This window comes from Acidobacteriota bacterium (assembly GCA_040756905.1).
Lineage (GTDB): Bacteria > Acidobacteriota > Aminicenantia > JBFLYD01 > JBFLYD01 > JBFLYD01.
In genome coordinates, this window is the sequence record JBFLYD010000069.1 from 1 (window position 1) to 14,277 (window position 14,277).

General features: G+C 34.3%; 11 protein-coding genes. 2 read left to right on the top strand and 9 right to left on the bottom strand.

Going from position 1 to position 14,277, the window contains the following annotated elements; genetic code table 11:
• Positions 1–124: 124 nt before the first annotated feature.
• From AB1410_11775 to AB1410_11795, 5 genes are all read right to left on the bottom strand, one after another.
• The gene (locus tag AB1410_11775; GenBank protein MEW6457379.1) at positions 125–1,162 is read right to left on the bottom strand and encodes a GAF domain-containing protein; all 1,038 of its coding nucleotides are present in this window, start codon (positions 1,160–1,162) and stop codon (positions 125–127) included.
• Between the two features lie 282 nt (positions 1,163–1,444).
• A complete protein-coding gene (rsmD, locus tag AB1410_11780) occupies positions 1,445–1,996 on the bottom strand; it encodes a 16S rRNA (guanine(966)-N(2))-methyltransferase RsmD (protein ID MEW6457380.1) in 552 nt (183 codons plus the stop codon).
• 167 nt (positions 1,997–2,163) lie between these two features.
• On the bottom strand, positions 2,164–4,245 hold the full coding sequence (recG, locus tag AB1410_11785; GenBank protein ID MEW6457381.1) for an ATP-dependent DNA helicase RecG: 2,082 nt from the start codon (positions 4,243–4,245) through the stop codon (positions 2,164–2,166).
• A 9-nt stretch (positions 4,246–4,254) separates the two neighbouring features.
• Positions 4,255–4,845 (bottom strand): hypothetical protein, encoded by a 591-nt coding sequence (locus AB1410_11790; protein ID MEW6457382.1) that lies wholly within the window; start codon positions 4,843–4,845, stop codon positions 4,255–4,257.
• 39 nt (positions 4,846–4,884) lie between these two features.
• Positions 4,885–5,958, bottom strand: coding sequence for a DUF362 domain-containing protein (locus AB1410_11795; protein ID MEW6457383.1), 1,074 nt, complete (start codon positions 5,956–5,958; stop codon positions 4,885–4,887).
• 199 nt (positions 5,959–6,157) lie between these two features.
• Between AB1410_11795 and pta the strand changes: the two genes are divergently transcribed.
• Positions 6,158–8,407, top strand: coding sequence for a phosphate acetyltransferase (gene pta / locus AB1410_11800; GenBank protein ID MEW6457384.1), 2,250 nt, complete (start codon positions 6,158–6,160; stop codon positions 8,405–8,407).
• A 71-nt stretch (positions 8,408–8,478) separates the two neighbouring features.
• Here pta and AB1410_11805 read toward each other — a convergent pair whose 3' ends face one another.
• Positions 8,479–9,315, bottom strand: coding sequence for an MBL fold metallo-hydrolase (locus tag AB1410_11805; protein ID MEW6457385.1), 837 nt, complete (start codon positions 9,313–9,315; stop codon positions 8,479–8,481).
• 152 nt (positions 9,316–9,467) lie between these two features.
• Here AB1410_11805 and AB1410_11810 point away from each other — a divergent pair, with 152 nt between their 5' ends.
• On the top strand, positions 9,468–10,373 hold the full coding sequence (locus tag AB1410_11810; GenBank protein MEW6457386.1) for a Clp1/GlmU family protein: 906 nt from the start codon (positions 9,468–9,470) through the stop codon (positions 10,371–10,373).
• A gap of 122 nt (positions 10,374–10,495) precedes the next feature.
• Here the strand turns inward: AB1410_11810 and AB1410_11815 are convergent, their stop codons facing one another.
• From AB1410_11815 to tdh, 3 genes are read right to left on the bottom strand one after another with little or no spacing between them, the layout of a single operon-like run.
• Positions 10,496–11,977: an amino acid permease gene (locus tag AB1410_11815; GenBank protein ID MEW6457387.1), complete on the bottom strand. Its 1,482-nt coding sequence runs from the start codon at positions 11,975–11,977 to the stop codon at positions 10,496–10,498.
• Positions 11,978–11,999: 22 nt separating this feature from the next.
• The gene (gene kbl / locus AB1410_11820; protein MEW6457388.1) at positions 12,000–13,202 is read right to left on the bottom strand and encodes a glycine C-acetyltransferase; all 1,203 of its coding nucleotides are present in this window, start codon (positions 13,200–13,202) and stop codon (positions 12,000–12,002) included.
• A gap of 13 nt (positions 13,203–13,215) precedes the next feature.
• Complete coding sequence (gene tdh / locus AB1410_11825; GenBank protein ID MEW6457389.1) at positions 13,216–14,259, bottom strand: L-threonine 3-dehydrogenase; 1,044 nt, start codon at positions 14,257–14,259, stop codon at positions 13,216–13,218.
• Positions 14,260–14,277 lie beyond the last annotated feature (18 nt).

Below are 14,277 nucleotides of genomic sequence, written 5' to 3' on the forward strand. Positions count from 1 at the left end.
ACAAAAAGCGTCTTCACTCATCAATTGGTTATTTATCGCCAGTTGAATTTGAAGATAGGTTGGGAAATGAGTTATATATTGAAAATGTGTCTTAATTTAGTGTCCACTTTTAGGGGTGCACTCCCTATTTTGCTAAGGAGAGAAGATTAAATTCTTTATAATGATTCTCTACGATATGTCTTTGAACTTTTGCTACTTTATAGGTGTTTTGACTTTGATGAACTCCCCAATTTGAAGAACATGCATAATACTTTGATTTCTTTATCAGATTTATAATGTTATTCTTTGTGGGTGTAAAGTTTTCAAGAGGGAAAAAAGAACATAAAAAGGAGCTTGAAATGAGTGTTTTTGAAGATTTAACTCCAAGAGGTCTTATTATCCCAAGGGCAGTTCCTGGATTTTTTCTTAAAAGATGGAAAAGGTTCCAACATCTGTTTAGTGAGCATTTGAAATTACAATCCATGAATATAAATTCAATTGGTTTTTCTTCTAAAATTTTTATTATCTCTTTTAGGTGATAAGTATCGATTGTGTTAAAGGAATTTAGTATGTTTTTTATGGAATTCATAATTGTAGCACTACAATTGTATAAAATAATATTTGGAGAGCCTTGTCTGATATAATATGAATCTTTCTTAAATCCCTTTTTCTCTTTTAAGTATCTAAAAAACTCTAAGAGGAAAAGATAATCGGAGAGAAATCGATTTATGAGAGGTTCGAATCTTTTTAGATGGGATTCTTTGAAGTGATTTTTTCTTTCTGAGGGTAAAACTATAATTCCTATTCTTTCTGAATCTATATCAAAAGGAATGACCATCTCTGAGAGGATTTTCTCTTTTCTAAATGATATATGGAGAGGATCTTTTTCACAGTCATTTGTTATGTATGGTTTCATTGTATGAATGACATGGGAAATTATTCCTTTTTTTCCTTCCTGCACTTTTTTAAGGATTTTCTCTTTTCTCTCATATTCTCCTGTTTTTTTCATTGTAATTAGGGAGAAATCATTTTTTTCTTTTTTGAAGATAAAGAATGAGCCGAAGGATACATCAGCGAGATTGGTAAATTTTTTAAGGTAATCAGAAAGTAATATATCTAAGAAATCATTGGATTTCTTTAAGGAGAGGAGTTTTTCCACATGAGATTTTGATGAAAGGTACATCCCCTTTTTCCTCTTTTTGATGCTTTTTATTTAAGCACTTGTAATTTCATATGTCAATATGTCGTTTGTATCTCTCTGGAGACTTTTGATGTAGATCGGAAGAGTCAAGGATAACGTGTATTACGAAGCATTTCCTTTCGTCTCCATTTATGGTAAGTATATTTATTAAAAACCATGACCTGTACTTTATTTTGGTGCAATCTGAGGTGCCAAAACAATCTGGGTTCTAACAGTGATGGGGGTCAATACAGAAGGAAAGATGGATACCCATGTCATACCTTATTAATAATGCACAAAAAAAGATAAAGCTGTGTCTCCGATCTTCCTTAAATTTTTTAATTTAAAATATTTTGTTTCAAACTGAATTTTTTTTGAATGTTCGAGTATTATAAGTCCATCTTTTTTTAGAATATCTCTTTTTTTTATTACCTTTAGAGGATCTCTTTCGGATAAAATTTCATAGGGTGGGTCTAAAAAAATTAAGTCAAAGCTTTTTCGCATTTTACTAATCTCAATAACTCCTCTGTTGAATTCGTTTATTATGAGTTTGTAATTTTTATAGATTCCACATAAATCTAAATTCTCCTTAATTATCCTAGCAAACTTTCGACTTATCTCGATAAAAAACACCTCCCGTGCGCCCCGACTGAAGGCCTCAATACCGATATTTCCAGTTCCTGCGTACCCATCTAAAAAACAGGAATTTCTTATAGCTTCGTTTCCTAATATGTTGAAAAGTGTTTCTTTAACAATATCTTTTGTCGGCTTTAAGTCTGGGTCCTTAATTGTCTTTAACTTCCTTCCTTTGTACAACCCACCAATCACTCTTAGCACTTATTTCCTCATTTGGAAAATATTAAATATATAAATCTTAAATTAAAATAATCTCATTAAGTACCCAAATTATTATAGTAAAATAAATTAATATGTTATATTTCCAGGCAGTAAGGGTGGCCAAGAAACCGAAGGTCCCTGAAAACCGTCACGAATGCTTTGATCATTCAACTGAAGGAAACCTCTTTTTCTCTCCTGTCCAATTCTTCTATATATCTTTTCAGCTCAGGCGAAGAAAAATCTTTTTCTTTTATAACTCTAAAAGCTTCTTCTTTCGCAATTTCAAGAACTCCACTATCCTTTACAACATCGGCAACTCTGAAGTTAAGATGACCCCACTGGGCTGTTCCGAAGGCCTGTCCCGGTCCTCTCAAAATGAGGTCTTCCTCAGCAATCTTAAATCCATCGTTTGTCTTTATCAAAGCTTCAATTCTTCTTTTTGCTTCCTGCCCTGCTTTCTTTGGTAAAACAAAGAAACAATGAGATTCTTTATCACCTCTTCCTATCCTCCCCCTCAACTGGTGTAATTGAGCTAATCCGAATCTGTCGGCATTCTCAACAACGAGAAAAGTTGCATTTGATATATCTATTCCCACTTCAATAATGGATGTTGAAACTAATAAATTAATCTCTCCTTTTTCAAAGTTTCTCATTATTCTCTCTCTTTCTCTGGTGGTTAATCTTCCATGAATTAAGCCAAGTTTAAAATCCTTAAAAAGCATCGAAAGATTCTCATATTCAATTTCTGCAGCCTTCAGGTCGAGTTTTTCAGATTCTTCAATCAGTGGGAAAACAATGTAACCCTGATTACCATTTCTTAGTTCTTCTTTAATCCATGAATACAGCTTGTCAATATTTTTTTCATGAATAATATGAGATTTAATGGGAATCCTTCCCCTTGGCAATTCTCTCATTGTGCTTAAATCCAGGTCACTGTAAATTGTAAGAGCAAGGGAACGGGGAATTGGAGTTGCTGTCATTACTAAAAGGTCTGTCTTTTTTCCTTTTAAATATAAAGTTGTTCTCTGGGCAACTCCAAAACGATGTTGCTCATCTATTATGACATATCCTAAATTTCCATACACAACATCTTTTTGAAAAAGGGCATGGGTCCCGATTACCAATGATGGTCTTCCTTCTTTTAAGTCTTTTAGAATTTTTTCTCTTTCTTTCCTTGAAGTGCTTCCTGTAAGAAACAATACTCTGTATGGTAAATCCTTAAGAATTTCTTTAATTCTCAAAAAATGCTGTCCGGCAAGTATCTCTGTTGGAGCCATAAATGCAACCTGATACCCATTTTCCATCACAAAAATTGAGGTAAGGAGAGCAATCGCAGTTTTTCCGCTCCCAACCTCTCCCTGAAGCAACCTTCTCATGGGCTGGGAGTCCAAAAGGTCTTTCTTGATTTCATCCAGACATTTCCTCTGATCCTCGGTTAATTCAAAGGGAAGAATTTTTTTCCATACGGATTCTATTTTCTCTGTAAATGTATACATTCTTCCTTTATTAAATTGGGATGTCTTTTCCCTAAAATATGCAAGTCCGAGCTCAAACAAAAAAAGTTCCTCAAATATAACCCTTCTGTGATGGACGGAAGAAAAATTGTTAAGTTCTTCAATTGAACAGTCAGTAGAAGGAGAATGAATTTGTTTAAGGGAGATAAATCGATCAGGGAAATTATATTTCTTTCTTATGGATTCAGGAAGATTTTCATAAACATCTTTGATATCGTTAATTAAATTATAAATGATTTTCCTTATAGCCTTCCCGGAGATGTTATAAATTCTCTCATACACTGGAATTATCCTTCCCATTAAAAAACTACTTTCTTCTAAATCTATTATTTCATATTCAGGATTTTCCATTTTCCATTTTACTGATGAAGAAGGATTTTTTTTAACTGTGCCAAATAAAACAACTTTCTTACCTCTCCAGAAGACATTCTCAAGATATGGTTGATTGAACCAGACACACAACAATTTTTCTCCATTCTGACTTACAACAACCTGAAAAATGTGGAATCCCCTTCTTGGAGTAATAATTCGATTCTTTGAAAAAACCTCACCGACTATAGCAGATTTTTCATTTTCTACAAGCTCGCTTATTTTATGGAATTTCCTCCTGTCTTCATACCGAAAAGGAAAATAATAAAGTAAATCCTCTACTGTGTTTATCCCAGCTTTTTTAAAGATTCTTTCCCTTTTTGGACCTATTCCTTTTATGTATTTTACACTCGAAGATAATTTCAATCTCAACTTTTAATAAAAAACAATAAGCTTTTTATCTTTAATTAAAACTCTTTTTATCCCATAAGGAAGGTCAAACCATTCATTTATGGACTTATAATTATCTCTTCTCCCTTTTGAAAAAAAATCTGTCAATTGATTTACCAGCAATGGAGAAACAAGTACATTTGATATCATGAGCTTATTAATTTTTAACTTTATCTTTCCTTCTTCACTTAAAATTTTTCCTTCAAAAGCCACAGGGAACTCTCCTTTAAAAAATTCAGGTAAATTTTTTATCGTAGAATCTGTTAGGTCAATCTTTGAAAAACCTGCCAAGACCCCATTGGTACCAAAAAAAATCCTTACCTCTTTAATCTCAGAAGGAGTCCTTTCCTTCATTCTGTAATAAATGTAGGAATTGATCTCTTCTTCTGTAAAGTATTCTTTTTTTAAGAAAAACTTAAAAAGTCTCTTCTCTCCCCTTTTAATCCTTTCAATATGCTTAGCTGCCCTTTCAGCAGCTTCTTCTGAAATATTAATTTCATAGAATGAAGAACGATAAACACCGAAGTTATAAATTATTAATGTAAGAAAAATTAAAATTTTAACCTTTAAAATCATCTTATAAATATTACCAAAATTAAATTGTATACATCAAATTTAAACCTTCATGGTTTGAAGCTCGTAGTTAGGGCTCCCCAAATTTAGTAACTCTGCATAATTTATCTGATTTAGGGGTAAGTAACTTCTTGAAATAAGTTCCCCAAACTCTTTCCCTATCCTCTCTTCTATACAATCAAGAGATGCCTTATCCAGTGCTACTGGATCATTACTTGCCAGTAGACCTATGTCTTCCATAATTGCAGGCTCATCCTCAGCCATACAATCGCATTCTTTTGTTATATGTGTTAGAAATGTGATATGAGTAGATTTATCTTCCTTTCCCTTCAGAACACCAAGAACATGTTCAACCATCTTTTCCTGAACCAGCTCAGAGGACTCATTCCATTTAAATGAAATTGCTTCAAACTTACAGACACTTAAACATTGACCGCAGCCAATGCAGGTTTCAAGGTTAATAATAGCCTTATCTCCATCCATTTTTATGCTTCCAGTTGAACACCAGGGAATGCAGACCTCACAGCCAGTGCACTTCCTGGGGTTAACTACGGGCTTAACAGCTGAATGTTGTAGTAACTTGCCACTTCGGGCAGAGCCTCCCATTCCAAGATTCTTCAAAGCCGCGCCAAAATGAGTGAGTACATGCCCTGTAAAGTGATTAAGACTCACAATTCCATCACAAAAGGCCAATTCACGAGCAATTGGGACATCTTTAAAATGTTTACCATTAATCTTTACCTTAACTTCAGCATTCCCCAGCAATCCATCAGCAATTATAACAGGTGCATAGAGAACATCGGGTATAAACCCATGTTTATAAGCCAATAACAAATGGTCCACAGCATTAGATCTTTTTCCAACGTAAAGGGTATTTGTATCTGTAAAAAAAGGCTTTCCCTGAACTCTTATAATCTCTTTAGATACAACAGCTGCATAACGTGGCTTGATGTATCCATGATTTTTTTCTTCTCCAAAGTGCATTTTAATGGCTACTACATCATTTTTCTGAATTTTCTCAGGCAATCCAGTGGCTCTAAATAGCTTCAGAACTGCCCTTTCAATCTTTTGTGGATCATCTTTTAAAGTTAACGGAATAAAATAAACTACGCTCATAGATTTTCGCTTTTCCAAGGTTTAAATTATAGTTTTAATCCGAAGGATGTCAAGGTAATTAGTGTGTTTTCCTGTAAATCTCCTTGTAAATAAATTTTGTCGTATCTTTTCATGGGATAGAAAAAAATTGAATTTTATTTTTTTTTCAAATAGAATAAAGATTCTTAATAATTTATAAATAAAAAGTAGGAGATATAAAATGATAAGAAAACAGGAAGCATTGGATTATCATTCAACGGGTAGAAAGGGGAAATTGGAAATAATACCTTCAAAACCCTGTACAACTCAAAGGGAATTATCTTTAGCTTATACTCCAGGAGTTGCTGAACCATGTAGAGAAATAGAAAAAAATCCTGATGATGCTTATATCTATACCATGAAAGGAAATCTTGTAGCAGTTGTCTCAAACGGGACAGCAGTCTTAGGTCTGGGTAACATTGGAGCTTTAGCAGGAAAACCAGTTATGGAGGGAAAAGGTGTTTTATTCAAGAGATTTGCAGATATAGATGCAATCGATATCGACATCGATTCTCAGGATCCAGATGAAGTTATTAAAGTTGTTAAATTATTAGAGCCAACCTTTGGTGGAATAAATTTAGAAGACATAAAAGCTCCTGAATGTTTTTATATTGAAGAAACGCTTAAAAGAGAAATGAATATACCTGTATTCCATGATGATCAGCATGGTACAGCAATAATATCAGGTGCAGGTCTTATAAATGCCCTCGAATTACAGAAAAAAGATATTTCAAAAGTAAAAATTCTTATTAATGGAGCTGGAGCTTCAGGGATTGCTATAGCTAAGTTCTATGTTCTTCTTGGAGCAAAGAAGGAAAATATTATAATGGTGGATACTAAAGGCGTGATATACAAAGGAAGAAAAGAAGGGATGAACCCTTACAAGGAAGAGTTCGCTGTTGATACAAAATGCAGAATTCTTGAAGAAGCATTCGAAGGAGCAGACGTTTTCATCGGTGTGTCAGGTCCAAATCTTGTCACTAAGAAAATGGTTAAGTCAATGAACGATCGACCGATCATGTTTGCAATGGCAAATCCAGATCCAGAAATACCTTATCCTGATGCCATATCTGTAAGGGATGATTTAATAATGGGAACAGGACGGTCTGATTTTCCAAACCAGGTAAACAACGTGCTGGGCTTTCCTTTTATTTTCAGAGGAGCTTTAGATGTGAGGGCAAGGGCAATCAATAATGAAATGAAGTTAGCTGCCTCTAAAGCTTTAGCAGATTTAGCAAAACAGGATGTTCCCGATGTAGTATGTAGAGCATACGGAAACGAAAAATTTAAATTTGGACCTAATTATGTTATTCCCAAACCATTTGATCCGAGGGTTCTAATATGGGAAGCATCTGCTGTGGCAAAAGCTGCGATGGATACAGGAGTGGCAAGAATCCAAATCGATATAGATGAATATAAGCAAATTTTAGAAAAAAGACTCGGAAGAACTTACGAAATAAGAAGAGTTTTCATAAACAAGGCAAAAGCATCTCCAAAAAAAATTGTTTATCCTGAAGGTTCAGAAGAAAATATTCTTAGAGCATGTCAGATGATCCTGGATGAAGGGATGGCAACTCTAATCCTTCTTGGCAAAGAGGAAATCATTAAATCAAAGATAAAAGAATTAGGATTGGATATAATTAAAAAAGTAGTGATCATTGACCCAGAAACTTTTCCAAAATTTAATGAGTATGTAGAAGAATTTTATCAAATGAGACATAGAAAAGGCATTACCCTGGTTGAGGCAAGGGAGATGATGAAAAATCCCAACTATTTTGCTTCAATGATGGTCTATAAAGGAGATGCTGATGGTCTTGTTTCAGGTTTAACAATGCATTACCCTGATACAATAAGACCAGCTTTACAGGTTGTAAAAGTTAAATCAAAATATACTAAGGTATCAGGATTATACATGATGGTCTTCAAAGATGACATTATGTTTTTTGCAGACACAACAGTCAACATTGAGCCAAATGCTGAAGACTTAGCAGAAATAGCATCACAAACGGCGGAATTTGTTAAAAAATTAGGCATCGAACCAAAGATTGCGATGCTTTCATTCTCTAATTTTGGTTCAACAAGACACCCCCTTTCAGAAAAAGTCAGAATGGCCACTGAAATTGTTAAACAGAAAGACCCCAACCTGATAATCGATGGTGAAATGCAGGCTGATACTGCAGTGATCCCTGAGATTATGGAGTCAACATATCCTTTTAGTAAATTGAAAGAAAAAGCTAATGTTTTAATATTTCCTGATCTTCAGTCAGGCAACATTGCATACAAACTGATGGATCGAATTGGAGGAGCTCAAGCTATTGGACCAATTCTAATCGGTATGAATAAGCCCATTCATGTGCTCCAGAGAGGAGCTACGGCGGATGATATAGTCAATCTCACAGCAATTGCAGTGGTGGATGCTCAGGAACAATGAAATCAGTAAAAGGTAAACTGTAAACAGTTAACAGTAAAGGAAAAAGTTATGAAGTTGAAAAGAGTGAATGCTTAACCAAAAGGCTCAAAAGACCATTTTTCTTTAGCATCCTTAACCACTCTTACCATTGAATATTCAGGGTCGTGATAAAAGGCTAAAATCCAGTTTTCTTCGTATGCTTGCTGTAGAATAATTTTTTTATTGTTAATTGTTTCAAGGGGAAACAAATCATATGCCATAACGTAGGAAATAGGTACATGCGATGAAGTAGGTATTAAATCTCCAGTAAAAAAGATTCTTTCTGATCCAGTATCTATCAACACACATTGATGACCGCGAGTATGACCTGGGATTGCCTTTAAATAAACTCCTTCTACAATTTCCACATCTCCATCTACAAGCTCTAAATTTTTGTGCTCCTCCAATGGTAAAATATTTTCATTTAGATAGCTTGCTTTACTTCTATCATCCGGATTCAACGCATTTTCCCATTCTGCCTTTTGAATTAAATATTTTGCATTCCTGAATGTTGGAACAATCTTATTATTGAATTTTTTTGTATTTCCACCACAATGGTCAAAATGGAGATGGGTATTTATAACAAAATTTATGTCTTCTGGTTCTATATCAATGACTTTTAAAGATTTTATAAGGTTTATTTGAGGATTTAATCCGTAAATCTCCTCAAATTTTGAATCGTATTTTTCTCCAATTCCTGTTTCAATCAATATTAGAATGTCCTTCTTACTCACTGCCATTGAATTCATGGAAAGCTGAATTCTGTTAAATTCATCAGCTTTGTTTTTTTTCTCCCATAAAACTTTAGGCACAACTCCAAACATTGCTCCGCCATCGAGCAAAAAATTTCCATCAGAAGCAAAGAAGATTTCAAAACTACCAAATCTCATCTTTTTTAAATTTATAATTTAGCAGAAATAAATCAAAAGGTAAACTCTGATTTAATAATAAAGACTTTTATAAATTATAGATTCTTAAAAAATATCAGTAGCATCTTGTAAACTTCCATTTTTTACATGTTTGTTATAAAAATTAAGACGAAATGGTTGATGAAATTATTCCAGAAGTAGGCTGGATTGAATTTTTAAAGGAAATAGAGAGAAAAAATTCTAAAATATTTATAATTGGAGGGGTTGATTCAGGGAAAACTACATTTGCCAGATTTGCAATAAACTGGCTGATAGAAAAAAAGAATAAAGTATATTTTATTGATTGTGATGTTGGTCAGTCAACAATTGGGCCACCAACGACGATAAGCTCTGTTCTTTTTATAGATCCTCCGAACTGGAGTGAAGATATAAAACCAGATTATTTATATTTCGTTGGAAGAGCATCTCCTGAGTCCAACGTTTATGAGGTAATATTTAGTTTTAAAAAGATTTATGAAATTTCAAATTCCATTCAATTTGATTATTTAATAGTGGATACGACAGGAATGGTAACGGGAGATGATGCTTTTTATCTAAAAAAAATAAAAGTAGAAATAACTTCTCCTGATTACATAGTTTTTTTTCTAAAAGAAAATGAGCTTGATCATCTAATAAAATATTTTAGCGATAAAAAAATCAATACAATATGTTTCCCAATATCAAAAGATGTGAAACCCAGAACAAAGGAGAGGAGAAAATCTTACAGAGAAAATCGATTTAGAAATTATTTTAAAAATTCATTCCATAAAAAAATAACATTACCTGAAAAAATCTTGACGAAATTTGCATCCGAAATACAGGATAAAACCTTAATCAAAGGTCTTCTTGTGGGGTTAAACAATGAAAAATACATTACAGCTGGACTTGGATTGATTGATGATATTGACTTTGGAAATGGTACATTATCAATTTTAACTCCATTAAATAATTTATCATCCGTAAAATTTATAAAATTCGGCTTTTTGAAGCTAAATGAAGATTTCTCTGAATCAGGGCAGATAAATGTAAACCTAAAATAGCATTTAGCTCAGAAGATAATAAATTTGCTGAATATTTTAGCTTTTAAAATAAAGGTGTAATGCCAGAAAAAAAATATTAGATCTACAATTCCAAAAATAAAAAAGAAAAAAGATTCTTTTTTTTATTTTTTTACTGTATAATGATTTCTCAACTTACTTCTGTGATAACTGTAGCTGAAATATATCAATAATCCAATAAGAAGCCAGAATCCAAACCTGATCCATGTAACCCATGGAAGGCTTATCATAAGATAAAAATTTGAAAGAATCCCCAGAATCGGAATTAAAGGAACGAGAGGGGTCTTGAATGGTCTCTTTCGATTTGGTTCTTTGTATCTTAATACTATTATTCCTGTATTAACAAGAATAAATGCAAAAAGAGTCCCTATATTTGTTAACTCTACCGCTTCATTTATATCAACGAAAGCTGCGAAAAACGCAACAAAAACTCCTGTTAAAATCGTGGTTACATGAGGTGTTTTAAATTTAGGATGAACAGAAGCAAATCTTTTTGGAAGGAGTCCATCCCTTGCCATAGAAAAGAAAATTCTCGGCTGCCCGAGCTGAAAAACAAGAAGTACTGCTGTTGTGGCAATCAGAGCTCCAAAGGATATTATCCCAGAGGCCACGTTAAGGTTTAAATAATTTAAAGCTGTTGCGAGGGGTTCTGCTGTGGCTAATTTATCATAAGGGATCAACCCAGTGAGAACAGCAGTAACACCTATGTAGAGCAAAGTAGTTATCACAAGAGAACCGATAATCCCTATTGGCATATCCCTTTCTGGCTTTCTACTTTCCTCTGCAGCTGTTGATATAGCATCAAATCCTATGTAGGCGAAAAATATAAGAGCTGCACCTGTCATAATTCCTTTCCATCCATTTGGTGCAAAGGGTGTCCAATTATCTGGTTTCACGTAAAAAGCTCCGATTAATATAAAAAATAAAAGAATTACGATTTTAATAATAACCATTATTGAGTTAAAAGTAGAACTTTCTTTTATTCCGATCACTAAAAGAACTGTTAAAAAAGCGACAATTAATACAGCTGGAAGGTTAATGATAAGTGGCAACCCAAATATATCAGGAGCTGATTGTATTATTTCAGGTGTCCTTGCTGCTGTCCTATAATCAACACATAAATACGAAGGGATATTTATTCCAAAGCCTCTTAAGAATTCTTTAAAATATCCAGACCAACTTATCGCCACTGCCACATTTCCGACAGCATACTCAAGAATTAAATCCCATCCTATTATCCATGCAACAAGTTCTCCTAAGGTTACATAAGAATATGTGTATGCACTCCCAGATATAGGGATCATAGAGGCAAATTCAGAATAGGATAAAGCTGAAAAGCTACAGGCTATTGCAGTGATAATGAAAGAAACTATTAGGGCAGGCCCTGCTCCTAAATGATGAGCTGAACCGGCTGCAGCAGTTCCCGTAGTGGCGAAAATCCCTGCTCCAACTACTGCACCAATTCCAAGGGCAATTAAATCAACAGGACCAAGAACCTTTTTAAGCCTGTGTTCTAACGTTTCCGAATCTTTTTTTATTTGATCAAGGGATTTTCTAACAAAAAAATTTCTGAAATTTATGAGCAATACTATTTCCTTCTTTAACCCATCATATTATTTCATACCTCTTTCCTACTTTCTTAAACGCTTCAATCGCCTTAGCAAGATGCTCCTTTGTATGAGCTGCTGAAATCTGAACTCTAATTCTTGCCTGACCTTTCGGAACAACAGGATAAAAAAACCCTATCACATAAATCCCTTCATAATATAAATCCCGAGCTATATCCTGAGCAAGTTTTGCTTCTCCAAGCATAATCGGAACAATGGGATGGATTCCTTCCTTAATTTTAAATCCCTTCTGGACCATCTTTTCCCTAAAATATGCTGTGTTCCATTCGAGTTGGTCTCTCAGCTCTGTTGTTCTTGAGAGCATCTCAAATGCTTTTATAGCAGCATAAACAATTGGAGGGGCAAGAGTGTTGGAAAATAGATATGGTCTGGATCGCTGTCTAAGTATCTCAATTATATCTTTTCTTCCAGAAGTAAACCCTCCTGAAGCTCCTCCCATTGCTTTTCCAAGGGTCGATGTAATGACATCAATCCTTCCCATCACATTGCAGAATTCAATGGAGCCTCTTCCTGTTTTTCCAAGAAATCCAGTGGCATGGGAATCATCAACCATAACAAGGGAATTATATTTTTCAGCGAGGTCACATATTTTATCGAGTTTTACAATATCTCCATCCATAGAAAAAACCCCATCAGTGGCAATCATTCTGAATCTGAAATTACCGCTCTCTTTTAACTTTTCCTCCAGATCTTCCATATCACCATGTTTGAAGACCTTCCTCTGGGCTTTGGATAATCTAATTCCATCGATAATCGAAGCATGATTCAACTCATCAGAGATAACCACATCCTGCTCTTTAAGAACTGTTTCAAACAATCCTCCATTCGCATCAAAACATGATGAGTAAAGTATCGTATCATCAGTTTGAAGAAATTCGCTTATAGTTCTTTCTAATTTTTTATGAATGTCCTGAGTTCCACATATGAATCTTACCGACGACATTCCATACCCATGCTTTTCAAGCCCTTCTTTTGCTGCTGCAATTATTTCAGGGTGATTTCCAAGGCCTAAATAATTATTGGCACAGAAATTTAAAACCTCTTTTGGAGGCTCCTTCTCAGGGTATCTAACTGAAATGTTAGCTCCCTGGGGAGATACTATAATTCTTTCTTCTTTATAAAGACCTGCTTCTGACACCTCTTTTATTTCTCTCTGTAAAAATTCTTTTACATTCCCTATCATTTTAAACCTCCGATCATGGGAATAAGACAATTTTTCCAGAAACTTTCGGGATTGCCATCATAAGCTCAAAACCTTTTTTGAAGTCTTCAAGCTTAAATTTATGAGTTATTACAGGAGATATATCAAGCCTTTTATATTTCAATAAATTTGTTGTTTTAACCCATGTATTAAACATTTCTCTTCCATTTATTCCATAAATTGTTGCACCTTTAAATATTATTCCATTATTTATATCAACATTAACTGAATCAGGAGTGATTCCAAAAGCTGAAAAAGCTCCTCCTTTCCTTAATACTTTTAATCCCTGATCTATTGTCTCCTGAACACCTGCCATTTCAAGGACAACATCAACCCCATTTCCTTCTGTTTTCTCCATTATAAAAGACACTGTGTCAATTTCATTATTATTTAAGGCGAAATCGGCTCCCATTTTTTCTGCTATCTTAAGTCTTACCGGATTGAGCCCTACGCAAAATATCAAAGCAGCTCCTGATAATCTTGCAATTCCAACAGAAAATAGACCAATGGGTCCATCCCCAAATATGGCCACAGTTCTTCCGATGAGGTCATGGACAGTTGTTGCATACACGGCATTTCCAAGAGGTTCTTCAATGGATGCGAATTCAGGAGGTATTGATTTATCATTCTTCCAGGCTATAACTTCAGGAATTGCAATGTATTCTGAAAAAGCTCCATCGGTATCGAGACTCAGGATCTTCAGATTCTTGCAGAGATGTTGTTGACCTGATAAACATTGGATGCAATTATTACATGGAATATGAGTTTCAGCTGATACATAATCTCCTACTTTTAATCTTTTCGCTTCTCTTCCAGTTTTGACTATTTCACCGCAAAATTCATGTCCCATTATCTGAGGGAATCTTTTCACCCTTTCACTCGCCCATTTATTCCATTCGTATATGTGGACATCTGTTCCACATATAGAAGCTGCTTTAATCTTTACAAGAACTTCATCTGGTTCTGGCTCTGGCATATCAATTTCTATTAATTCTGCTCCTGGCTTTGGCTCAACTTTACAAACTGCTCTCATCCTCATTAGCCCCTCCTCTTAAAA